At 59.2% G+C, this 24,095-nt stretch carries 20 protein-coding genes and 2 pseudogenes; 13 read left to right on the forward strand and 9 right to left on the reverse strand.

The window, feature by feature from the left end:
• Positions 1-129 precede the first annotated feature (129 nt).
• From ACMX25_RS14265 to coxB, 6 genes and pseudogenes are all read right to left on the reverse strand, one after another.
• A pseudogene (locus ACMX25_RS14265) lies at positions 130-1,144 on the reverse strand (alcohol dehydrogenase).
• A 136-nt stretch (positions 1,145-1,280) separates the two neighbouring features.
• Positions 1,281-2,552 (reverse strand): c-type cytochrome, encoded by a 1,272-nt coding sequence (locus ACMX25_RS14270; RefSeq protein ID WP_414950592.1) that lies wholly within the window; start codon positions 2,550-2,552, stop codon positions 1,281-1,283.
• A 5-nt stretch (positions 2,553-2,557) separates the two neighbouring features.
• The gene (locus tag ACMX25_RS14275; protein ID WP_414950593.1) at positions 2,558-2,956 is read right to left on the reverse strand and encodes a hypothetical protein; all 399 of its coding nucleotides are present in this window, start codon (positions 2,954-2,956) and stop codon (positions 2,558-2,560) included.
• A gap of 10 nt (positions 2,957-2,966) precedes the next feature.
• A complete protein-coding gene (locus ACMX25_RS14280) occupies positions 2,967-3,548 on the reverse strand; it encodes a cytochrome c oxidase subunit 3 (RefSeq protein WP_414950693.1) in 582 nt (193 codons plus the stop codon).
• 10 nt (positions 3,549-3,558) lie between these two features.
• The gene (gene ctaD / locus ACMX25_RS14285; protein ID WP_414950594.1) at positions 3,559-5,538 is read right to left on the reverse strand and encodes a cytochrome c oxidase subunit I; all 1,980 of its coding nucleotides are present in this window, start codon (positions 5,536-5,538) and stop codon (positions 3,559-3,561) included.
• A 20-nt stretch (positions 5,539-5,558) separates the two neighbouring features.
• Positions 5,559-6,557, reverse strand: a complete 999-nt coding sequence (coxB, locus tag ACMX25_RS14290) for a cytochrome c oxidase subunit II (RefSeq protein ID WP_414950595.1) — start codon at positions 6,555-6,557, stop codon at positions 5,559-5,561.
• Between the two features lie 335 nt (positions 6,558-6,892).
• On the opposite strand from coxB, the gene ACMX25_RS14295 reads away from it, so the two are divergent.
• The 5 genes from ACMX25_RS14295 to ACMX25_RS14315 all read left to right on the forward strand — a co-directional run bounded on the left by ACMX25_RS14295 (position 6,893) and on the right by ACMX25_RS14315 (position 11,286).
• The gene (locus ACMX25_RS14295; protein WP_414950596.1) at positions 6,893-8,092 is read left to right on the forward strand and encodes an L-dopachrome tautomerase-related protein; all 1,200 of its coding nucleotides are present in this window, start codon (positions 6,893-6,895) and stop codon (positions 8,090-8,092) included.
• Positions 8,093-8,521: 429 nt separating this feature from the next.
• Entirely contained in the window at positions 8,522-8,824 is a 303-nt protein-coding gene (locus ACMX25_RS14300) for a response regulator (protein WP_414950597.1), read from the forward strand.
• A gap of 102 nt (positions 8,825-8,926) precedes the next feature.
• Positions 8,927-9,478, forward strand: coding sequence for a DUF4142 domain-containing protein (locus tag ACMX25_RS14305; protein ID WP_414950598.1), 552 nt, complete (start codon positions 8,927-8,929; stop codon positions 9,476-9,478).
• A gap of 52 nt (positions 9,479-9,530) precedes the next feature.
• Positions 9,531-9,974 carry a DUF2231 domain-containing protein gene (locus ACMX25_RS14310; protein WP_414950599.1) on the forward strand — a complete coding sequence of 148 codons (444 nt, stop codon included), beginning with the start codon at positions 9,531-9,533 and terminating at the stop codon, positions 9,972-9,974.
• A 79-nt stretch (positions 9,975-10,053) separates the two neighbouring features.
• A complete protein-coding gene (locus tag ACMX25_RS14315; protein WP_414950694.1) occupies positions 10,054-11,286 on the forward strand; it encodes a PQQ-dependent sugar dehydrogenase in 1,233 nt (410 codons plus the stop codon).
• Between the two features lie 72 nt (positions 11,287-11,358).
• Here ACMX25_RS14315 and ACMX25_RS14320 read toward each other — a convergent pair whose 3' ends face one another.
• Positions 11,359-13,158 carry a thiamine pyrophosphate-requiring protein gene (locus tag ACMX25_RS14320; RefSeq protein ID WP_414950600.1) on the reverse strand — a complete coding sequence of 600 codons (1,800 nt, stop codon included), beginning with the start codon at positions 13,156-13,158 and terminating at the stop codon, positions 11,359-11,361.
• 209 nt (positions 13,159-13,367) lie between these two features.
• Here ACMX25_RS14320 and ACMX25_RS14325 point away from each other — a divergent pair, with 209 nt between their 5' ends.
• Positions 13,368-13,952: a DUF308 domain-containing protein gene (locus tag ACMX25_RS14325; RefSeq protein WP_414950601.1), complete on the forward strand. Its 585-nt coding sequence runs from the start codon at positions 13,368-13,370 to the stop codon at positions 13,950-13,952.
• A gap of 170 nt (positions 13,953-14,122) precedes the next feature.
• Here ACMX25_RS14325 and ACMX25_RS14330 read toward each other — a convergent pair whose 3' ends face one another.
• Positions 14,123-14,881, reverse strand: a complete 759-nt coding sequence (locus ACMX25_RS14330; protein ID WP_414950602.1) for a GntR family transcriptional regulator — start codon at positions 14,879-14,881, stop codon at positions 14,123-14,125.
• Positions 14,882-14,950: 69 nt separating this feature from the next.
• On the opposite strand from ACMX25_RS14330, the gene ACMX25_RS14335 reads away from it, so the two are divergent.
• The 6 genes from ACMX25_RS14335 to ACMX25_RS14360 all read left to right on the forward strand — a co-directional run bounded on the left by ACMX25_RS14335 (position 14,951) and on the right by ACMX25_RS14360 (position 22,329).
• Entirely contained in the window at positions 14,951-15,682 is a 732-nt protein-coding gene (locus ACMX25_RS14335; protein ID WP_414950603.1) for an enoyl-CoA hydratase/isomerase family protein, read from the forward strand.
• A 47-nt stretch (positions 15,683-15,729) separates the two neighbouring features.
• Positions 15,730-17,118: an MFS transporter gene (locus ACMX25_RS14340; protein ID WP_414950604.1), complete on the forward strand. Its 1,389-nt coding sequence runs from the start codon at positions 15,730-15,732 to the stop codon at positions 17,116-17,118.
• Between the two features lie 14 nt (positions 17,119-17,132).
• Positions 17,133-18,644: an aldehyde dehydrogenase gene (locus ACMX25_RS14345; RefSeq protein ID WP_414950605.1), complete on the forward strand. Its 1,512-nt coding sequence runs from the start codon at positions 17,133-17,135 to the stop codon at positions 18,642-18,644.
• A 577-nt stretch (positions 18,645-19,221) separates the two neighbouring features.
• The gene (locus tag ACMX25_RS14350) at positions 19,222-19,557 is read left to right on the forward strand and encodes a response regulator (protein ID WP_414950606.1); all 336 of its coding nucleotides are present in this window, start codon (positions 19,222-19,224) and stop codon (positions 19,555-19,557) included.
• 357 nt (positions 19,558-19,914) lie between these two features.
• A complete protein-coding gene (locus tag ACMX25_RS14355; RefSeq protein WP_414950607.1) occupies positions 19,915-21,090 on the forward strand; it encodes a GGDEF domain-containing protein in 1,176 nt (391 codons plus the stop codon).
• A 354-nt stretch (positions 21,091-21,444) separates the two neighbouring features.
• On the forward strand, positions 21,445-22,329 hold the full coding sequence (locus ACMX25_RS14360; RefSeq protein WP_414950608.1) for a cupin-like domain-containing protein: 885 nt from the start codon (positions 21,445-21,447) through the stop codon (positions 22,327-22,329).
• 362 nt (positions 22,330-22,691) lie between these two features.
• Here the strand turns inward: ACMX25_RS14360 and ACMX25_RS14365 are convergent, their stop codons facing one another.
• On the reverse strand, positions 22,692-23,027 hold the full coding sequence (locus ACMX25_RS14365) for a hypothetical protein (RefSeq protein WP_414950609.1): 336 nt from the start codon (positions 23,025-23,027) through the stop codon (positions 22,692-22,694).
• Positions 23,028-23,728: 701 nt separating this feature from the next.
• Here ACMX25_RS14365 and ACMX25_RS14370 point away from each other — a divergent pair.
• Positions 23,729-24,069: pseudogene (locus tag ACMX25_RS14370) on the forward strand (ATP-binding cassette domain-containing protein); the annotation flags it as partial.
• Positions 24,070-24,095: the final 26 nt, after the last annotated feature.

Consider the following 24,095-nt stretch of genomic DNA (forward strand, 5'->3'; position numbering starts at 1 on the left):
TTAATGAAGGCGTATCCGGACCGCGTGGTGAACGTCGGGATCGCTCGAAATATATGGCGAGATATAGCGAAGGTCACTGCGGAGAATCCACGTGATCGGTCCGTTGCCCGGGCAGCGCCCTCACTTCGCCTAGCCGGTCTTCAGCACCACCCTGAAGCGCGCGGCGCCGCTCATCATGCGGTCATACGCTTCGGCCGCACGGGCGAGCGGGAACTCTTCGATCATTGGTTTGATACCGGCGAGCGCGCTGAAAGCCAGCGTGTCCTGTGAATCGGCTGACGTGCCCGACGGCCAGCCCTGCACCGAATTGCGCCCCATGATGAATTGTGCGACGGGCACTTCAACAGGCTCCTCGGAAATTCCGACCATGATGAGCTTGCCATTGAGACCCAGGCCACCGGCCGCGGCGCTCATTGCCTTGCCGCTCGTGACGGTCGCGAGAATCACGCGGGCGCCTCCGAGCGCCTGCAGTGCCCCGGCCACGTTTTCAACCTTGCTGTCGATATAGTGATGCGCGCCGAGCTGCTTCGCCAGCGCCGCCTTGTCCTGGCCGCGGGCGATGGCAACGGTGCGAAAGCCCATTTTCTGCGCGAATTGCACGCCAAGATGGCCGAGGCCGCCGATGCCGAGGATCGCGGCCACGTCGCCGGCGCGCACCGCTGTTGCGCAACGCGTTGAAAGTCGTAATGCCGGCGCATAGCAGGGGCGCGGCGTCGACATCGGACAGATCGTCTGGAATACGCGCCAATGCTTCGACCGGCGCGACCATGTACTCGGCGTAGCCGCCGTCGTAGCTGATGCCGGGCACCTGTGCGCGCTGGCACGCCACGAAGTCACCCCGGCGGCAAGGTTCACACTTGCCGCAGTGTCCGCCGTGCCAGCCGACCCCTACGCGCTGGCCGGCCTGCCAACCTTCGACGCCCGCACCCAGCGAATCGATCACTCCCGCGATTTCATGTCCAGGCACCCGTGGGTATTGCAGACCCGGCCACAAGCCATCTTTCGTCAGGACGTCGCTGTGACAGATGCCGCAGGCCTGGATCTTGATGAGCACATGGCCTTCGCCCGGTTCGGGTATATCGCGCTCGACCAGTTCGAGCGGCCCGCCGGCCTGTTTCACCTCAATCGCTTTCATGGTGCGCATGGTGTCTATCCTTCCGATTAATGACGCTATATTTTTGAAAATATTACGCCGATTGGCTGGCCCCTCTTCGAATTTCTATTTTGCAGTGCAAAAATGCGGAAGCCTGCGAGGACCCGCTGAGGCCGGACCGCAGCCGCTACTTGTGAATATCGGCTCTTAGTTGGCTTACGTCGCGTGTTGTAACGGGTAATGCGTTGTTGCCCCACGTCGTCCGGATGAACGTCAGCACCTGCGCGATTTCCGTGTTGGTCAGCTTGCCGGCGTAGGCTGGCATGTTCTCGCGCGGTGGCCCTTGTTGTGTGTCGGGGGAATTGCCGCCTTCGACCATCAAGCGCATTAACGAGGTGGTATCGGCGCCCAGCACGGCAGAATTGCCCGCGAGTTTCGGATATTTTTGCGGCTTGCCTTCGCCCTCCGCACCATGGCACTTCGCGCAAAACGAAAGATAAATACCCGCGCCGGGACGTTCGATGTTGCCCGTGCGCGCGGAGGCGGAAGTCTGGCGTGCCGCGAGGGATTGCGGCACGTAAGCGCCCGATGCTCGCTGAGGCGGCAAGCTCTTCAGGTAATGGGCGATTGCGTTGAGATCGTCGTCGTTCATGTATTGCGTGCTGTCTTCCACCACCCGGACCATGCTGCCGAACGTAACCAGTCCGCCGCCATGCCCCGACTTGAGGAACGCCGCGATTTCCGTCTCGTGCACGCGGCCGAGACCCGAGCCGGTGTCGCCAGTCAGGTTCGGCGCGAACCAGTGATCGTTCACGCCGCCAGTCAGATATTTCTCCGACGACTCCGTATAACCGCGTTCCTCAAACGCGGGACCGCGCGGCGTGTGGCATGCGCCGCAGTGCCCAAGCGACTGCACGAGATAAGCACCGCGGTTCCATTGGGCGTCATGCTCCGGATGCGTTGCATACGTTTCGTCCGGTGCGAAGGCGAGGTTCCAGAACGCGAGCGCCCAGCGCTGGTTAAAAGGAAACGGCAGGCGGGTGGGCGGCGGCGCTTTCGAGACCGGTTGTACGCCATGCATGAAGTAGACGTAGAGCGCTTGCATGTCGTTGTCATCGATCTTCGAAAAGGAGGGGTATGGCATCGCTGGATACAAGTGCTTGCCGCCGCGCGCGACCCCTTTGCGCAGAGTCCGGGCGAAGTCTGCGTAGGTGTAGTCGCCAATTCCATATTGCTTGTCGGGGGTGATGTTGCTGCTGACAATCGTGCCGAACGGCGACGCCATGCCTAAGCCGCCCGCGAACGGTGCGCCGCCTTGAGGTGCGGTATGGCAACCGGCGCAATCGCCGGCGCGTGCGAGGTATTCGCCGCGTGCGATCAGGGTTTGATCGACAGTCTGTGCGTGTGCGTTCTCTGTCAATAAGACGAGGCAAGCGAGCAGGGCGGCGGCGCGTTTCATCGGCATCACCACGGTTTGCATGGCGAGACGATCAACGCTGCCATGGCGGTCACGAGCAGTCCGAGAACGAACATCGGACTCGACAGGATGGCGACGCGAAACAGGAACCTCGCAGCCCGGCGGTCAGGGTCAGTGCCTCTACCACCCTGAGGCAGACCCCGCCAGCCCCGCCACGCGGCTGTGAGGCCGCCCAGTGCGACCGCCAGACATAGCAGGCTCACCGCGCCAATGTAAGCGTTCAGCGCATGCAGGTCCGGATACGCGAGCGGATTTTGGGCCGGGTAACAAGCCTGCGCCGCGAGCGCTTCGCACGTGCAGATCTGCACGATCCACGCGAGCGGTGCACCGAGTAGCGCGTAGAGCTGCTGCAGGGCATCCAGGATGCGTTCGCGGCGTGCCGGCACGGCGTGTCTCCTAGAGAACGTAAGGGCTGATATAAAGCGTCGTAAAAATAAACAGCCAGACGATATCCACGAAATGCCAGTACATGCCGCCGATGCTCAGGACGGTATGACGGCGATCATCGAAATAACCGAGTGCGGTCCAGGCGAGCAACAGGATTAGTACGACGAGTCCGGCGACCACATGCAGCATGTGGAAACCCGTGATGGTGAAATAGAGCGAGCCATAGAGGTGCGCCGACGGTCCGTACGGATGGTCGTGCCACTCCTTGAGTTGTACGCCGACGAAGAGCACCCCCAGCACGATCGCCACGCTCATCCACAGGACCGCCACGTTGCGTCGCTCCCGCTTGACCGCACGCTCCGACAACACGACAAACACGCTGCTGGCCAGTAACACGCACGTGTTGAATAGCGCGGGTCCCATCTTCGGCAAACCGTCGGGCGGCCACTTGCCGCTGCCTTGCGAGTGCAGGTAAAGGTAGCTGAAGATCAGGTAAGCAAACAGCGCGGCCTCGGTCCCGATCAGCGTCCACATGCCCCACCAACCGCCCGCGTTGCGTCCTTGACCGCCAACCGGCAAGGGACACTCCATGTCGATGACATCAGCCAAGCGTCTCTCCTCCAGGTTGACCGGGTTCACGTTGTCGAAGCGGCGCTTCAGGCCACATCCACGCGGCTAGCGAGATGGCGAAACCCGCCAGCATCGCCAGCGCGAGCCACCACACGTGCAGCAGCATCGCGGCAAAGATCAGCGTGGAGAACAAGCCGAGCAGGAACGGCGCGTACGAGTCGCCGGGCATCTTGAGAATGGCGTCGGGACGTCCATCCAGCGCGCGGGTGGCCAGCGCTTCGCGACCGTGATCAAGAATCAAACCTTCGTCGAGTTGCGTTCGCGGCCGCGATCGATCGTCGAGAAAGAGCCGCTCCTCCCACAGCGGATGCCCGCTTTCCACGACCGGAATGGTCGCGAAGTTGTAGGGGGGCGGCGGTGACGAAACGGACCATTCAAGCGTTGGGGCATCCCACGGATTGTCACCGGCTACGGGGCCACGCTTGTAGCTCCATACGAGGTCCGCGAGAAACATCAGCACGCCGGCCGCGAACACGAACGAGCCTATCGACGTGATCATATTGACCGTGTTCCAGCCCATGTCGCCGGAATACGTATAGATGCGCCGCGGCATGCCGAGCAGCCCCGCTATGTGCATCGGAAAGAAGGCGAGGTTGAAGCCGATGAACAAGACCCAGAACGTGAGCTTGCCGAAGCGCTCGCTCATCAGGCGACCGGTGAATTTGGGAAACCAGAAAACCACGCCGCCGATCACCGGAAACACGTTGATCCCGAGCAGCACGTAATGCAGGTGCGCGACGACGAAATAAGTATCGTTGAGTTGCCAGTCCAGCGGCACGGCCGCCGTCATCACACCCGACACTCCACCAATCACGAACAGCAACACAAAACCCGCGAAATAAAGAAAGGGCACTTTGAACACGGGACGGCCGGTCCAGATCGTCGCGATCCATGCGAAGGTGGCGACCGCACTGGGGATCGCGATCACCATGCTTGCGGAGCCGAAGAACGCAAGCGCCAGCGCGGGAATGCCGGTCGCGAACATGTGATGAATCCACACGATGAAACCGATCACCATGGTGGCGACCGTCGACAGCGCGACCGGCGTGTAGCCAACAAGAGGCCGGCGGCAAAAGACGGGCAGCGCATCCGAAACAATGCCCATGGCAGGCAGGACGACGGCATAGACCCACGGATGGGCGAACATCCAGAACAGATGTTGCCAGAGCAGCGGCCGGCCGCCGTTAAGCACATCGAAGAAATGCGTGCCGAACTGGCGGTCGAGCCAGAGCAGGAAAAACGCAAGGCTCACCGCGGGTACCGCGAGCAGGTTGCCGCCGGATGCCGTGAGCGTCCCCCATACGAGCACGGGCACGCGGTCTATCGACATGCCCGGCGCGCGCATGCGGATAAGCGTAACCACGAAGTTCGCCGAGCCCACGGTGGTCGACGCGCCGAGCAAGACCATGCCGAGCGCGTAGACATCAATGTTCGGCCCGGTGTTGTATTCGAGCCCTGAGAGCGGCACGTAGTTGAACCAGCCCGCGTTGGGTGCCTGTCCAAACGGAAAACTCGAATACAGGAAGATGCCGGCGAACAGGAACAGCCAGTACGAAAGCGCATTGAGGCGCGGGAACGCCATGTCGCGCGCGCCAAGAATGAGTGGCCACAAATAATTGGAAAATCCGGACAGCACGGGCAGCGCGTAGAGGAAGATCATCGTCACGCCGTGCATGGTGAATAGCTGGCTGTATTGCTCGGGTGTGAGCACGGTGGCGTCGGGGCGCGCGAGTTGCACACGCATAATCAACGCTTCCACGCCGCCCATCAGCAGGAACACGAAGGCGGTCACCAGGTACCGCAGGCCGATGCTCTTGTGATCGACCGTCGACAGCCATCCTCGCCAGCCCGGTGGTGCTTCCCAAATCTCCGCGAGGCGCTTTTGCCGGGCGCTTCCGAAGGGCACGCGGCCGCTCTCTGGAACACGGGCGTCGGCAGGCAGGTGGCTCATGAAGCGTCGCTCCTCGATGACTATTTGAGTGTCGCGAGATACGCGGACAAACTCGCCGCCTCGTCGCGTTTCAACGCAATGGAGGGCATCAACGAGTCGGGCTTGATGCGCTGGGCTTCCGTGATCCACGTGAGCTGATTCTGTACGGTGTTTGAAAGCGTTCCGGCCGCAATCAGCCGGCGTGAGTTCAGGTGTGTCAGATCCGGCGCCTGCGCGCCTTGTGCGTCCGTGCCGCGGATCGCATGACAGCCCGCGCATTTATCGAGGAAGAGGGTTTTGCCTGCGGTCACCGCGGCATCGGCCTGCATGTCCGGTACGCGCGCTTGTTGCGCCTGTTGTGCGCTCCATGCGGCGAAATCGGCGCGGCTCTCGGCGATTACTTCAAACGCCATGTGCGCATGCTGTGCACCGCAAAACTGCGAACATTGCCCGCGATACACGCCCGGGGCATCGGCTTGTAGCCATTGCTCGTTGGTCTGGCCAGGAATCGCCTGGGTCTTGCCGGCAAGCCTGGGTACCCAGAACGTGTGGATCACGTCGGCGCTTTTGAGCTTGAACCGCACGGGCTCGCCGGTGGGGATATGGATTTCGTTAGCGGTGACGAAACGCGCGGAAGCATCGGGCGCATCGTCATAGGTTACTTTCCACCACCAATCGTAGGCGGTCACCGTGATCGTCAGCGCAGGTGTTTCCGCCGGTGATGCGACCTGGTCAAGCGTGACTAGCGCATAGACCAGCATGGCAATCAGCACGGGTACGGAGACACCTACGCCGATCACGATCCAGCGCAATCCGTTCGCGCCGTGAGCGAGTTGCTGCAAAGGGGCGTCGGGACGCCGCCGCAGGATAGCGGCGCTCAGCAAGCCGCCGACAATCACGCACACCGCCACGCAGATTGCCGTGAAAATCCAGTCGAGCCGGAGCGTGGGTCCGGCGGCAGGCCCGGCCGCGTGGATGAAATAATTGAGCGGTGCGCCATCGCTCACGGGCACCTGAGATGCCACCCCGGCGAGCGGCATCTCAACTCAGCTTGGTCATAGCTGAGGACAAAGGGACGCAAACGTGGCGGCGGGAATGTGACATCGGGTAACTCCGGGCGGCATTGTCGAGTGGGATGGATCAATCCTTTAGCAATCGACGTGCCTTGGAGAACCATGATTTTTTTAAGGTTGTTAAGGACAGGAAACTAATCTCGTCAAAGGTGCGACTCCATTGACAGGCCTTTGCCGCGTGCCTACCATGAGTCATAAAACGTTGAGGAATTACATATAAAAATAATAAGCCCACGCGTTTCAGCGCGCTCAAAGGTTGCCTGCTCGAACACGCTTGATCGAGATCGTAAGGAAAATAGCTAATGACGCAAGACTATTCCCCAAGGCGGATGCGGCGGCTGGTCCTCGCATCCATTGGCGCTGGATTCCTCGGCACCCTCTTCATGGGCACTGCGGCAAGCGCCGCCTTGTCTTCGATCCGGGCATCCGCCAGTCATACTCCGCGTCTCGAAACCGTCGCCACCTTCGGCGACGACTTCCGGCTCGTCGGTATAGGGGTTTCCAGGCACGGACGCGTCTTCGCCACCGCGCCGGCATCGGTCAAGCGTTCCCGCTATAGCATGGTCGAAGTCGATCCGGCAACCGGTGCCCTTACACCCTTTCCCGACGAAAGCTGGAACGACTTCAAACCTGATGAAGATGGCGCGCATCAATGGATTTCGGTGCAGGCGCTATGGGTCGATGAACAGGACCACGTGTGGGCACTGGATTCGTCTTTGCCGTCGGTGGACCAGAGTCGTCAACCACCCAAGCTGGTCGAATTCGATCTCGCCACGCGCAAGGTCGTCCGCCAGTTCGACTACGAACATGTCGCCACACCTAAGGATTCGCTCAACGACATTCGCATCGACCTCAAGCACGGCTATGCCTACATCAGCAACGCAGGCAATGCGGGCGGCATCGTAGTCACAGACCTGAAAAGCGGTGAATCGCGTCTTTTGCTCGCCGGAGACCGGTCGAGCGTGTCGGACCCGGCGCAGCACCTGATGTTCGGCGACCGTATTGCGCGCAAGCTCGACGGCGGTGTGCTTACACTGCAAACCGACGGCATCGCGATTTCTCCAGATCGCGAGTGGGTCTACTATCGGCCCCTGACGGACCACCATTATTGGCGCATCCCCACAGCTGCACTGATCGACAAATCGCTGTCTGCGAAAGACCTTTCCCAACGCACGCAGTTCCTCGGAGACGGCGCGCTGACTGGAGGGCTGATCATGAGCGGAGCGGGAGTGTTATACGGTGGGGACCTTGAGAATCGTACCGTGGTCGCGTTCAATGTGATCGAGCGAGACGGCAAACCGGCACTTACCCAAAGTACGTTCGTGGATAAGCATCCACAGCTTTCGTGGGCCGACGGGTTTGCCATACAAAACGGCTACTTGTACATTGCGGATTCCCATCTGCATGAACTCAATTTTTCCAACGGTTATCCCCGCAAGGGTAAGTTTGCGATTTTCCGTGTTCGATTACCGAAGCAGCCCGACCATGCGCTGGCGGGGTGAGACCGGCCGCGCCAGTTTGTGCCGCAAATGCCGCACCGTCCGCGTATGGAGATATCTCAATTGCTTCTAGATCAAAGGCGGGGCACATCAAGAAGTGCCCGCATATCAAGTGCGGAGTTTGTCGAAGCAATTGATATGCCCCAGCCCCGATGATTTGCGAGCGGTGCGAGAGGCAACGATCCGCTTAGCAACCGTCTGTGTTCTCACTGGCATTGAGACAAGAATATGGATCGACCGGCGACAGCACCGCTCTTCGCGGCGTCTGGCTTCAAGGAGCTCTGGATTGCCGGCGGTGTCGCAAAAGCGATGCTTCGGCTCGAGCAGCTGGCAGTCGCATGATGGGCTTGGTCACTGTCTGCATTGGGACGTGGTCACTTGGAACGGTCATCGCCGGTGCGATGTCGGGCCCGCTAGGGTCTTTGGGCGCACTTGGAGCTTGAGGAGGATGCGGCCTTATTTGTCTCGGCCCGATTGCCGCGGCAGCCCGTCGCCGCGCAATTCAACCCGCATGTGATCATCATGGATATCTCCATGCCGGAATTCGACGGCTATCAAGCGGCGCTCGCGTTAAGAGATGACGTGCATACGAGAGAGGTTGCCATCGTTGCATTCACCGCATTCGACGAAGCCGAGGGACAGCAACACATCGTAGGCCACGAGTTCGACGCTTATTACCAAAAGGGACAGGCACCGTTGCGGCTTGCCACCTCGGTTACGCTTTTTGCCCATTGAAGGGTTGAGGTCGCCACGCTCAACGCGAATGCACAGCGTGTGGAACGGCAGTTGCTGCAACTCCAGCGTACGAGATCCTGATAACCGATTCTGGAGAAGTAAATGAAGACAACACCATTAGCCGCGCTGCTTGCCAGCTGCCTGATCGTAGGGGAGCCCTTGGCTCAAGCCCAAAACGCTACTGAAGCGGCTTCGACCACAGCGGCCAATCCTCTTTCGGACGCCGATAAAGCCTTTGTTCAAGCGGCGTCGAGTTCCTCGTCGACCGAAATTGACGCGAGCAAGCTTGCCATGACCCGGTCCAGCGACAAGGACGTCAAGTCGTTTGCCCGTCATATGATGATGGACCATACCAAGTTGACGGTGCAGCTGAAGATGGCGGCGCCCAAGGGCGTGGTCGTACCGAAGGACAATTCCGACACAGCATTGCTCGACTCGCTCAAGCCGCTGAAGGGCAAGGATTTTGACAACGCTTACATCAGCAAGGTTGGGCTGGAAGGCCACAAGCAAGCGGTGGACGCGTTTCAGAAGGAAGTGTCGGATGGGCAGAACGCCGACCTGAAGCAGGCCGCGCAGAAGGCACTCCCGACGATCCAGAAGCACTATCAGATGGCACAGAAGCTTGCGCAACAGAAGGGCGTGGCAGCTGACTAGAAAGATTGCCGCTAACTGCATTCGCCTGAAGTCTTTAAAAGAGGACTTTCCCATGACTCCAACCAGCCCGAGATACCGGTCAAGATGGGCCACGGCGGTGTTCGATCTGCTCAACCCGATCCCTTCCGGTCTCTTCGTAGGCACCCTGATCTTCGACATTCTTTACGCAAACACTGACAATGTTTTCTGGGCGAAGGGGGCGGCGTGGCTCGTTACCGTAGGACTTTTCTTTGCGATCGTCCCACGGCTGATCAATCTTGGCCACGTCTGGATTGGACCGCGCTACTCGGTAACGCGCATAGAGAGGCTCGACTTCTGGTTGAACCTGCTGGGCATCGTCGCGGCAATTCTTAACGCATTTGTTCATAGCCGTGATGCGTACGGAATAGTTCCGGAGAGCGTGATTCTCTCGGTGATCACGGTGGTACTACTCAGCGTTGGACACATTGCGCTCGCATTCGATAAGTTCCGTTTCAAGGAGGCGGCTCGTGAATAAGGTCATCTTGTGCAGCGTTATCGCGATCACCGGCGCCACCTTGATTAGCGGATGCAGTGAACGGGCCGAATATAACGATATGGCGCAGGCCGGAGCCAATCCGCCCTTGCCGAGCGCGAAGAGCTTCTTCACGCCGCCAATGCAAGTTCCGAAGTATGTCGGTTGGCAGAACGGAGAAACGCCTAAGGTTGCGGACGGCCTGAAGATCCAGAGCATTGCCTCCGGACTCGAACATCCGCGCCAGGTCTACTGTCTCCCCAATGGCGACATCCTGGTGGCTGAATCGAACAGCCCGGATGCGGAGCCTGTTACCTCGCCGAAGCAGTTGATTGCCGGGCTGGTAACAGGGCGCTCGGGCAAAAAAGGGAAGGGCGGCAATCGCATCACGTTGCTGCGCAAGCGCACTGACGGCAGTGGAGAATGGGACAAACATGTGTTCATCGATCACTTGCATTCGCCGTTTGGCATGCAGCTGATTGGCGACACGCTTTACGTGGCCGACACGGACGTAATACTTAAGTATCCGTACAAATCTGGCGAGACCAGCATGTCGTCTCCCGGCGTTGAACTTGCCGACCTTCCGGACAAGGTCAACCATCACTGGACCAAGGCGCTGCTCGCGAGCCCCGACGGCAAGAAGCTGTATGTTGGCGTGGGCTCGAACAGCAATGTCACCGAGAATGGTCTCGACGTCGAATACCGGCGCGCAAACGTACTGGAAGTCGATGTTGCGACCGGCGCCAGCCGCATTTTTGCGGCCGGGATACGCAACCCGACCGGGCTGCAATGGGAGCCGAAAACGGGACAGCTTTGGGCAGTAGCGAATGAACGCGACGAGATCGGCGCGGATCTGGTGCCGGACTATCTGACCTCGGTGAAAGACGGTGGTTTTTACGGCTGGCCGTACAGTTACTACGGCCAGCACGTAGACCGGCGGGTCCAGCCGCAGCGCCCCGACCTGGTCGCCAAGGCGATCAAGCCGGACTATGCCATTGGGTCCCACGTCGCACCGCTCGGGCTGCTGTTCTATACCGGTAGCGACCTGCCGGCGCAGTATCGAGGCGGGGCTTTCATCGGTGAACACGGCAGCTGGAATCGTTCGCCGTTAAGCGGTTATGCGGTCACTTATGTCGCGTTCGAGAATGGCAAGCCTGTGGGTGCACCAAAGCCTGTCGTCACCGGCTTCGCGTCCGATGACGAAAAAGAATTGCACGGCGCACCGGTCGGGCTGGCGCAGGACAAAGGCGGCGCGCTCATCATTGCCGACGACGTGGGCAATACCGTCTGGCGCGTGACAAAAACCGGCGGCTAGGGCTTAGGCACGTAACCCCACGACGGGGTCACGTGCCCGGATGGTTTGCCGGGCGCGGAGTGCTATTGGTTTTTATGGCCGGTTTTTATGACCGGGAAGCACTGCGCCTAGAACCTGCTTGGCGGTATCGATGATCACGTTGCCCTGGTCCGGGTCGCCCTTCATCAATGTCGATGCGAATGCCTTGGCCTGCGCGAGCGTGATATGCGGCGGCAAAGGGGCCACGTTCGGATCGGTCTTCACTTCGATGACGACAGGGCAATCCGAGGCGAGCGCCTCGTCCCAGGCGGTGCCCATCTTGTCGGCGTCGTCTACGAAAATTCCTTTCAAGCCGATCAGCTCGGCAAACTTGTGATACGCGACAGATGGAATGGCCTGAGATGCCTCGAACTTTGGGTCGCCTTCCATGACGCGCTGTTCCCACGTCACCTGATTCAGGTCCTCGTTGTTCAGCACCATGCAAATCCAGCGCGGATTCGCCCATTGCTTCCAGTATTTCGCCACGGTGATCAGTTCGGCCATGTTATTCATCTGCATGGCGCCGTCGCCAACGATGGCGATCACGGGCCGCTCCGGATGCGCAAATTTCGCCGCGATGGCGTAGGGGACAGCAGCGCCCATCGATGCAAGTCCGCCCGATAACGAACACATCATGCCGCGCTGGACCTTCAGGTCGCGTGCATACCAGTTGGCGCACGAGCCCGAATCGCTCGTGACAATCGCATTGGAAGGTATGCGCGGCGAAAGCTCCCACACGGTGCGCTGCGGATTGACGCCGCCTTTGGCCGCTTCGTGTGCTCGCCGGTCGAGCGTTTGCCACCAGTCCGCGGTCCAGCCTTCAATCGTCTTGCGCCAGCCGCGGTCCTGCTTTTCTTCAAGAAGCGGCAATAAGGCACGCAGGGTCTCAGCATTGTCGCCCACGAGGTTCACTTCCATGGGATAACGCAGGCTCAGCATATCGGCTTTGAGATCGATCTGAACGCCACGCGCCGCGCCTTCTTTCGGCAAGAACTCTGCATAGGGAAAGCCCGAGCCGATCATGAGCAGCGTGTCGCAATGAGTCATCAACTCATAACTCGGCTTGGTACCAAGCAGTCCGATGGAACCCGTGACCCACGGCAGATCGTCCGGAAGCACGGCTTTGCCCAAGAGCGCCTTGGCGACGCCGGCCCCGAGTTTGTCCGCTACGGCGATCACTTCATCGGTCGCTTTCAATGCACCCGCACCGACGAGAATCGCCACCTTCTTGCCCGCGTTGAGTACATCCGCCGCTTGTTGCAAGTCGTCGGCATAGGGGATCGTCTTCGGGGCACGGTAGCCCACGCCTGAATGCACTGTTCCATGCTTTCGAGCGGGCGCCTCGTACTCGAGATCCTGCAAATCGTTTGGAAGGATGAGCGCGGTGACGGTACGCTCGGCAAGTGCCACGCGCACGGCGCGATCGACAAGGTGGCGGACCTGCGAAGGAACGCTCGCTTGCTGCACGAATGCGCCGGCCACGTCCTTGAATAAAGATGCGAGATCCAGTTCCTGCTGGTAGTGCCCGCCAAGCGACGCGCGGGCTTGCTGGCCTACGATTGCCAGCACTGGCATGTGATCCATTCGTGCGTCGTAAAGGCCCGTGATCAAGTGAGACGCGCCAGGTCCTGACGTCGCAATACAGACGCCGAGCTCGCCTGTAAATTTTGCGTGCGCCGCTGCCATGAATGCTGCCATTTCTTCATGACGGGCCTGGATAAATTCAATTTTTCCATCAGCGCGATTAAGTGCGCCGAACACGCCGTTGATGCCGTCCCCGGGGTAACCAAAGATGCGGCGTACGCCCCACGAATAGAGACGATCGACGAGGAAGTCGCCAACAGTTGCGGCCATGGGATGCTCCAGGGAAAAGTGGCGGATACCGTCGCTACAGCAATGCGCATTCCCCGCTCGGGCGCTGCTTCGCTCAGAGCTTTGGCAGCGGCGTTTCACCCAACGTCCTGAAGCGGATCGGTCATTTGACCGATGCCGTCAAGGAAGATCGAATGCCATCATCCCTATCACTGTCCAGACGCGGTCGACACAATCTCAAAGGAGTTTCAATGGCTACTCATTCAACTGACACCACCCGCGTTCAAGATGAGCGGTGGCTCAAGCAATACTATTTTGCCCGTGCGGCGTTTTCTGTCGTGTGGGTCGCGCTCGCGTTCACTATCGGGCAGCATGCCACGATGATCGGAGCAGCACTGCTCATCGTCTATCCCTTATGGGATGCGGCGGCCAACTACGTCGACATGTCGCGTAGCGGCGGGATGCGCAAGAACCTTACCCAAGCTTTTAACGTCTTCGTTAGCGCAGCGATAGCGGTTGCGGTGATTGTTGTATTGAACGCTGACACAAGCCTGGTCCTCGATGTATTCGGAGTCTGGGCCGTGCTGTCCGGATTACTTCAGCTTGCCACCGCCGTTCGTCGCTGGAAGCGTTTTGGTGCGCAATGGGCAATGATTTTGAGCGGCGGGCAGTCGGCGCTTGCGGGCGTGTTTTTTATCGCGCAGGCCCATGCATCGGTGCCGCCTGCAATTATCAAAGTGGCCGGATATGCAGGGGTCGGCGCGATCTATTTCCTTGTCTCCGCCGTGTGGTTATCGGTAGGCCAATTGCGGCGCAAGTCGGCATCGGCGCATTAAGGAACTGGATTGCGGCGGCTGTGATCGTGTGATGGTGTGATCGTGTGATTGCGAGCGGACTGTGCAGACGCCCTGGAAGCTGAACGCGCTCTCCGCTTACCTGGAAAATAAGGCGCGCAGCGGCGACCCATAAGGGAACCCGCGAATGCGCCAAGCGTTGCGAGAAATGTTCAGCCATCCGTTTCCTTCAATACTGCCGTCGCCGCTTCGCACGCGCCGCGCAATTGTTCGCGCATCAGGTCTTGCACGCATTTATCGCCAGTGGAAATTGCGTCCTTGATCTTCACGGCTTGTTCAAACGACGCAAGCATCCGGCCGCCACGCGCCATCGCGATTCGTCGCAGGCGGCGTACCGGACCCATCAGGCTCGCGTGCGTGACCTGAAGCGTGCGGTTATCGGCTAAGGTCATCACGATCGAATAGAAACGGTCGAGCGCATCGACGTAGGCCGCAGGGTCATTGGCGCTGACATTAGCGCGCATCTCGCCGATCACGTCTTCCAGCTGGGCGCGCCCGAGCGTCGTGATATTTTCCGCGCAAAGCTGAACCGCGAGGCACTCAAGCGCGGCGCGCACCGTATAAATCTCCGCCACGTCGCGCAGCGTCACCGACCGCACAAACGCCCCGACGCGCGCGACAACCGTCACCAGACCCTCGCGTTCAAGCTGCGCAAACGCCTCGCGCATGGGCGTGCGGCTGACGTTCAGCTGCTTCGCGACCTGTACCTCCGACAGCCGGCTTCCCGGCGCCAGCACGCCTTCCACGATCGCTTCGCGCAACGCAGGCACCACTACGCCATCGCTCAGCGAGTCGCCGGACGCGTCGATCATGCGCATTTTCGAGTGATATTTGCGGCCGATCGCTTCGAGCGCTTGCTCGGGCACATTGGCGGGATTGTCCGCGTTGGCGAGTTTCATTGCAGGGACCATTGACTTTCCGTTGTTCGATGAATACGCTGTATACAGCTTATACAGGGTGATTATACAACAGGAGGCTGCTTGGACCACGCGCGCTTGCCGGACCCGGTCGTGATCGATCGATTGGGCGAAGTTTTAACGTTTACGCTGAACAATACGGCTGCCGGCAACGAAGTCACCGGGCCCATGTTCGACGCCATGATCGCTGCGCTGCGTAGCGAAGCAACGCTGCCCGCAGCCCGTGTGCTGCGCATTCGAGCACGCGGCGATGTGTTTTGCACAGGGCGCGAGCGCGCCGGAACCGACGCGGCGTCGATCCATCGAGAGGTATCGCGGCTGATCGAATTGAAGCGGCTATTGCGAGCATCGCCGATGATTTCGATCGCCGAAGTACAGGGCGATGCGCTCGGTTTCGGCTTCGGCCTCGCCATTCTTTGCGACTTCACGCTGGTTTCCGGCGGCGCGAAACTGGCCTTTCCCGAGATGCGCAAGGGCTTGCCGCCCGCCGCGATCATGGCGTATCTCGGCCGGTACGCACTCCCCAAGCACGTGTTCCCGATGGTTCTTTTCGGCGATCCGATCACGCCCGACGCCGCACTCAATGCCGGTCTTGTGACGCGCGTCTGCGCGCCCGACACGCTGCAAGCGGAAGCTGATGCGCTCACGGACCGGATCCTCGCACTCGACGACGCCGGCGCGCGCCAGTGCAAGTCCTTCTTCCAGAACGCCGAGGAAAGCTCGCTCGAACACAACTTCCGATGCGCGACTGAAACGCTGACGGTATCGGCGTTGCGTCTGATGGCATCGAAGTAACCGGTCATGTATTACGACAAACCCTCGATGGTTTGCAGGAGACGGAAATGAATGTGAATGCAGGCGCACGCCTGGACCGGCTGCCGGTATCGGGTTTTCACAAGCGCATCATGTGGCTGATCGGGATCGGCATGTTCTTCGATGGCTTCGATATCTACGTGGCGTCGACGGTCCTTGGCGCCACGCTGCAAAGCGGCTTTTCAACGCTCGGCCAGAATGCGCTGTTTGTATCGCTGACGTTCCTCGGCATGATGATCGGCTCGCTCGCGACCGGTTTTCTGGGTGATCGTTTTGGCCGCCGTTTCACCTATCAAACCAACCTGATGGTCTTCGGCATTGCGTCGCTAGGCGCAGCGCTGGCGCCGAACATGATGGTGCTGATCGCGTTTCGATTCGTGATGGGCCTGGGGCTCGGCGCGGAAAATGTCGTCGGCTATTCGACGCTGACAGAGTTCGCACCGCCTGCATCGCGTGGAAAAATGCAGGGACTGATGGCCGTATTCGTCGTTTCCGGATTGCCGGTGGCGGGCTTGATCGGACTCTTCCTGATCCCCGCAATGGGGTGGCGGGCGATGTTCGTGCTGGGCGGAATCGGCGCAATCGGCGTGTGGTATGCGCGTAAATCGTTGCCTGAATCGCCGCGTTGGCTGGAGTCGGTCGGGCGAAATCAGGATGCCGAAGCAATCCTCTCGAAGGTCGAAACCGAGGTGATGGCCGAACATGGCGGCACGTTGCCGGCACCATCGCCCAAGCCTTCCGTTGCGCCATCGCGCGCGCTCGGCTCGCTGTTTACCGGCGCGATGCTGCCGCGCATGATCGTTGGATGCGTGACGCTGGTGGTGATCAACACCTTGCTGTACGGATTTGTTACGTGGCTGCCGACGTTCTTCGTGCATCAGGGGTTCAGCATTGCCAAGTCGTTTGGATATGCGCTGGTGATGTCTATCGGCGCGCCTATTGGTTCGGGCATCGGTGCATTGACCGCTGACAGATGGGGGCGCAAGCCGACGATAATCGGCGCGTCGGTTCTGGCGATCATCTTCGGCGCGATCTATCCGTTCGTGAGCAACCCGATCATGTTGCCGGTTGTCGGCTTGCTGCTCGTGATCCCTATTTATGTGCTCGTGGCGTTGCTGTTCGCGATCTATGTGCCCGAGTTGTTTCCGACTGAAGTGCGCCTGCGTGCATCGGGTATCTGCAACACGCTCGGCCGAGGTGCGACCATCGTCACGCCGTTCATTGTCGTCGCGCTCTTCGGACATTACGGCGTGGTCGGCGTGCTTGCGTTGATGATCGGCCTGCTTGCCATTCAGATCGTGGTGGTGGCGTGGCTCGGTGTGGAACCGACCGGCCAGCGCCTGGAAGATATTCAGCCGACGGACGCGCCCGCGCGCCTCAATGTCGGCGCCGATACGCGGGTATCCCCGCTCAAGTAAATGGAGAAAGCAAGATGGATGCAGTGAATAAGCAGTTCCTGAGCGCGCAATTGTTCATCGACGGAAAGTTCATCGATGCCGCGTCAGGCGAGATCATGGACATTATCAATCCCGCCGATGGCGCCGCGATCGGCACGTTGTCGAAGGCGTCGGCGCAAGACGTCGACCGCGCGGTGCAATGCGCGCACAACGCGTTTGAAAGCGGCGTCTGGCGCGACATGCCGTTCCAGCAACGCGCGCGCGTGCTGAACCGTTTCGCCGATCTGTTCGAAGCCGACCTCGAGAACTTCTACAAGCTCGAGACGCTCAACAACGGCCGCCCAATCGTTGAAACGCGCGCGCAGATTTCGCGCTTGCCGCAGTTTTACCGATACTTCGCCGCGCTTGCGCTCACGCGACGCAGCGATGTGATTCCTATCGAAGGCCCGTATCTTTGTTATACGCAGCGCGTGCCGCTCGGCGTGTGTGCGTTGATGACATCGTTCAACCATCCGTTGATGATCTTGTCGAAGAGCCTCGCCCCCGCGCTCGCGACGGGCAATAGCGTCGTGATCAAGGCATCGGAACAAACGCCGCTCACGACCGTGCGTCTCGTCGCGTTGTTGCAGCAGGCGGGCGTTCCTGACGGCGTGGTGAATGTGATCAACGGTGAGGGCAAGGAGGCGGGCGCGGCGCTCGGGCGCCATCCGCTGATTGCAAAAGTCGTGTTTACCGGCGGCACCGAAGTCGGCCGCTCAATTGGCGAAGCGGCCGCGCAGACCTTCGCGCTGACGACGCTCGAACTGGGCGGCAAGGGGGCGGTGATCCTGTTCGATGACATGGATATCGATCGCGCGGTGAACGGCGCGGCGTTCGCGGCGTTTATCGGGGCAGGGCAGACTTGCGTATGCGGCGCGCGGTTGCTGGTGCAGGAGACCATCTACGAAAAATTCCTGGAGAAATTCCGCGCGAAGGTCGAGGCGATTCGCGTCGGGAATCCCGCCGATCTGAACACGCAATTGGGACCGGTTATTTCCGCGCGTTCGCGTACGCGCATTCTCGGCATGCTGGAACGCGGCATTGCGGACGGCGCGAAATTGCTCGCGGGCGGCGGCATTCCCCCGCATTTGAGCGAAGGTTTCTACCTGCAACCCACCGCGTTTTACGATGTCGATCCGAAATCGGAACTCGGCCAGGGCGAGGTGTTTGGTCCTGTCACGGTGATCATGCCGTTCAAGGACGAAGCGGATGCGCTTCGCATTGCCAACGATACCCAGTTCGGTCTCGCGGCGTCCGTGTGGACGCTCGACGTAGCGCGTGCACATCGCGTGGCGAGCAAACTGGTGTTCGGCATGGTGTGGATCAACGATCATCATCGGCTGGATCCGGCTTCGCCCTGGGGCGGTTTCAAGAATAGCGGCGTGGGACGTGAAACCGGAATCGAGTCGTTCGATCAGTTCAGCGAGCCGCGCGCCGTGACCGTCAACACGAGCGGCGTCACGGTCGACTGGTATGCCGACGATGGTCAGTTGAAGCGCCTTAATTAAGAATAAACGCGTTTTTTGCAGATGGCCGGTTCGACGGACCGGCCGCTCAGCGTTCAGCGTCAGCTCATTCGTGAACGGCGTGAGCTATAAGAAGCACGGGGTCCGCCGCATAGCGGCTCAATAGATTATTCGACCCTTTAGGCCCGGTCGTTGAAAATCGTCACGCCTACATTTCCGCGCGCTGTTCAAACGCAAAACGGGCTGCCTCCGCGGCTATGAGAGCCACTTCATGCGGGAGAAACCTTCCGTGTCAGGCGCGTAGCGCATCTTCTGGAATGCCGCTACCCGTTATCCCAAGTGCGGATATCAAGCAATTTCGGCGCCGAAAAGAAATGCAAGATCGGGTACTGGCTCCAGTCGAAATTCGGCATGTTGGGCGTATCGCATCGTGAACCATCGTTCGCTCCCGTGGCAGGATTCGAGTTGCCGGGTAGAATTGACGGCGATCGCACCTGCGTCGCTCGCCGGCAGCAAGTGTAATCAGTCACGCGTTCCAGCCACTCCAATAAACGAAATCACAAACGTATATGGCTGAGAACAATCCAAACTGAGACCTGGGAGTAAAGCCTTGAACGTCTTGTTTGTTGACGACAATCCTGCTTCGGCCGATGCGCTGGCCACGCTCGCGGCGGCGTTGGGACACGAAGCATCTGTTGCGTACGATAGTCAGGCAGCCATTGCCCTTGCGCGCAGCACGACTTTCGATTTGATCCTCCTGGACATCCAGCTTGGAGAGGCAGATGGGCGAGACGTTTGCGCAGACATACGGCGCGAAGGCTCTTCAAGGGATTCTCAAATTGTCGCGATGACAGGGCATGTTGGATTGGAGCAAGGTGTCAGTCTCGGCGACTTCAATGGTTACGTATTGAAGCCCCTTGAATTCGACCGCCTTGAAGAGCTGTTGACGTCGTAACCGATTACTCGGCCGCTACGCCCTTAGCGATGTTTTTCGCAGCAAGCCTTCAGTATTTCCGCAATTGGCCGATAACTACAGTGGTTGCCGAAAATCCAGCGCTTGATTCAAAGCCTGCGATTCGACGCACTTCGTTTAGGTCACGGGCGATTCGTCAACAAGCAGGCATTTTTCGGCAAGCTGTCGAACCGTGCTCGGCCGAATGAGCCGATGCCCAGCGGTAATCGAAACCCTCTCGGCGTTACGCTTTGTGCATCCAGGGCCTGCCTCAACGGTTAACCGTTCTATTAACCTTTACCAAATTTTTTGCGTAGAATCGCCGCCGCGATGCACCGGCGCAGGCCTTTCTCCACAGCAATGCACTTTGACCTTCTGACCCTCTATTTCCTCATCATCGGGACACTTTTCGCCAGTTCCGGGATGACGCTCTGGGAGCATCGAACGCATCCCAGACGCAGCAAGGAATTGAAAATACTCGCAGCAGGCTACGCCACGCTTGCCATCGGATGTGCGGCGGTAACGGTTCGCACCAAGTTGCCCGGTGCGACGGGCTCCGCCTTGAGCAACCTCGTTATCGTCACCGGCTATCTATTGGTCCTGCAAGGCGTTGCATCCTTAAGCGGCCGGCAATACCGTAACAGCTCCATCGCTTTGCTCATCTTGCTGGCGCTCACATGGGCCGTGGCCGGCGCGCGCTGGGCGGACTCAGTGTGGTACTACGCAAGCGCGATACCGATCGCGTTGGCCAGCGGCGTGACGTCTTTCGAGCTGCTGGGATGCGAGGGCATGAAATTGATGCCATCGCGGCACATCGCGGTGTTGGTGACGGGCATCCATACGCTCCTTTATGCTGCCAGAGCGTTCATCTTGCCGTTGCTGGCGACACGGTACGGGCGAGACGTGGTGTCGGTCGCCAGCAACGTTACGATGTACGAGGGCGTCCTGTATTCGGTTGTTCTGCCGATGACCCTGCTGAAGCTGATCCGCGAGGAGACTCATGGCGAGCTTCTGCGAGACTCTCAAACGGACTACCTGACCCGTCTTGGCAATCGCCGATGGTTTTTCGAAGAGGGCGCGCGCGTGATCCTCGATGCAGAACCACGTCGGCCGATCTCTCTCCTCGCATTCGATCTCGATCTTTTCAAGACCATTAATGATCGATACGGTCATAAGACGGGTGACGAGGTACTGAAAGTATTTGGCGACGTTGCCCGGAGCGTGGTGGGTCCGGATGCCATTCTTGCGCGCATCGGCGGAGAAGAGTTCGCTGCGCTGCTTCCTCGCCATGACAGCCTTCGCGCCAAAGACGTGGGCGAGACTGTCGTTAAACGATTCGCTGAGACGATCCCGCACAGGATTGACGGCGTCGCGATACAAGCAACGGTCAGCATTGGGCTCGCACAACTCGGTGCCGAAGCTCCCACGCTTGCCGACCTGCTGGCAGCGGCCGATGCGGCGTTATACAACGCGAAGTCGCTCGGCGGCAATCGGGTCGTATTAGCGCAAGCCGCCTCACGCGCGGCGCTTTCCTGACGATGGTGAGCGGCTGCAAATAAGGCACACCCGGTCGAAAATTCAAGTCAGCTACTAGCGAAACGGTGCCGCTGAAAGCGAAATGTATATAACGTCCAGTGGACACGATGCATCCCAAGGATGCTGTGTCGATTCAGACGCGTTCACCGCCCGCTTACTTCAGAAAGCATTTTTCGGAAGACACAGTCGCAAACCGTTAGTGGTATTGCGCACAGTTGCCCCGTTTCTCATCAAGTAGTATTCGGATGGTTTTTCGGGCCGGGCGGCGCGAAGCTATGGTCCTCGGAGTTCAACGGGTCCGTTTTACACCGCTTGTGTTTTCCTGCGCTAATCTCAAGTGTGCGGAGCAAATCCATGTTGACCGGTTCCTCCTCTGTTCAGGCTACGAAGCAATGGAGTACCGTCGATCCCCTCGCGGAATGTCGACGTGCGCTTCATAAAGAGGCGTTCGCAGCGCGTCATCCGCTCGCCGGCCATCCGCTATTTTCCATTGAGTCGCTGACAAAAGTGGCTGAAGAGGCGGCCAAGCGCAGGGACGACATCTATGTCGATGCCGGCGATCTCTCGCTTGCTGACAAATGGGGAACAACGCCCAGTCCCAACATGACGATCCCCGAGATCATCGACCGCATCGACACCGCGGGCGCATGGCTCGTGATGAAACATGTCGAGGCCAATCCCGCCTATAAAGCGCTGCTCGAAGAATACGAGGCCTTCGTGCGCGAGATTGCCGGACCGGAAGGCTCAAGACTCCTGAGCAACGCCGAAATGCTGGTGTTCATCACATCGCCGCGGCGCAAGACGCCTTATCATTTCGATTCCGAGGTCAATTTCCTGGTGCAGCTACAGGGGTCCAAGGACCTTTGGGTGTGCGATCCGATGGACCGCAGTGTGACCACTGAAGAAGAGATAGAGCAATATTATTCGGTCTCGATTACTGCGGGTACTTACAAACCGCACGCCGAGACGGTCGCCCGGCAATTCACGCTTCATCCCGGCGACGCAGTGCATATCCCGACCCACGCTGCGCATTGGGTGCAAAACCACGACAACGTATCTATCTCGCTCAGCCTCAACATGGAATTCCCGCATCACTATGGGGATACTTACCGTGCCAACCATCATCTTCGCAAGCTTGGGCTGAAGCCTCGGCCGCCGGGGACTTCGCAACTCGCTGACCGCTCCAAGCTCGCCGCGATGAAAGGCCTGCGGCAAGTAAAATCCCTGATCGCTCGCTAGGCTTTCTCCATTGGTCCATCCACCCAACGACGTCCGTGAGGTCGTGCTTGGGTGCGGTGAACGTCATACCATTTACGTTATTACTGGCGAAGCCGAAACCGGCAGTGATAACCTCACGTCCCCGTGAACACATACTGCAAAATGCGATGGCCTCGGGGGAAGGTTGAAGACTTGAAGGGTGAAGGCCGACACTCACCGGAAGCTCCGACCTTCGGGCGAGGCCTTGACTATTTCCCACACAACACACAGCCGGCATCATTGCTGCAGCTAGCTCGTTTCTTGGCCGCGATGTAAGCGCCAAAGGACGCCCGCGAAGCGTTTAACGCGCTTGTTGTCTTCAAAAAAGGAAGTGACGCGTTCACTCAAGCGGGTGCGAACACCACAGCCCCCGCACCCTCGATATGCGTGAAGCTTCGAAAGAACCGGTACTGAAGTTCGCCGACTGTTATCTGATTCGCACCGGACTTCGTCAAGGCAAGAATCTCATCAGCCAAGGCGGTCGTGATAGTCCCGCAGTTCTTCAAGTCGTTCCACTCACCCGCGGCCTCGCCCATTAGAATTGAAACGATGTCGCTCTCTCGCCGCATGACGATGCTCATTCCCTCGTCGAGCGAGCGTTCGAAGTATTTAGCGAACGTCAGCAGCGACTCTGGCGAGTCGTCGTGCGCACCGCTGGCCAAGTCAGGCGCAGTAGTCATCGATTCTTTCCCCTAAACGACCGTTGCAAGGACGAGCGTGTTTGTAGGCGCTAGTCACGGGATTCAACGCTGTTCTCGTCAGTGCACTCCTCGACGGTGGGCCTAGGTCGCGCCGCAGCTTTGTCGAAATCACCGCTCGCATCGCTACGCAGAATTTCTCTGCAGGCGCCGGCCAAACATCCTTATAAAGAAAAGAGTGCGGCCGCGGATTAGTGTGAGACAGCTTCCATTCTATCGGCGTTGTGCAGAGGCTGAACAGAAGTCTCCTGCTTGTCATCCGAAGACCACTTTGCGGCTTGCCGGAATTTTGTCCGGTACAGCCAATTTCGATTTCGCATCCCTGCTTGGAACTTTCCCTACCAAAGAACTTTACTGACGCACCGGCCAATACCTGGTCAGGCGGCGCGAGACGTTACTGCGCTTGCGATTGCCTTGGTCCGAGGTCATTACCCGGTTCGTCCGTCGTCGCTATCCATTACCAAAAGTAGCGCAAAGGGTACAGAAAATGTAGCTGGTTGACTCAAATTGGCGGGTTACTCTATTTTCAACGCAACAAAGAATGTCGAATCCGAAACCGACGGTGATTGATTTCGTAGTTAGCCCAACAATTCGATTTTTATTCGTCCATCCGTGATTCTATTTCGCTTGCGGATAGCTATCGGCGCAACTTTCCGGCTGCGCTGAATCCAGGCGCCATAGACGAAATTCTCACCGCTCACAATCTGTCCAGGATTTTCGGGCAAAAGAATGAGCGGGCAGCCGAGATGCTTCGGCAAGGTCGTGGAAGGAATGAGATTTTCGAGCAGACGGGCAGCATGGTCGCGGTCGATAACGTTAGTCTCGGCGTTCGGGCGGGCGAAATCTTCGTGATCATGGGACTTTCCGGCTCCGGAAAATCGACACGCGTGCGTCTCCTTAACCGCCTGATCGAGCCGACTTCGGGCAAGGTGGTCCTTGAAGGTCGCGATATCGCCCCGATGTCGACCCCGAATTGCGTGAAGTGCGGCGTCGAAAGATGGCAATGGTATTTCAGTCCTTCGCACCAGGCGGTAACGCTAAAATTGCGGC

It is taken from the genome of Caballeronia eucalypticola (assembly GCF_047608185.1).
Lineage (GTDB): Bacteria > Pseudomonadota > Gammaproteobacteria > Burkholderiales > Burkholderiaceae > Caballeronia.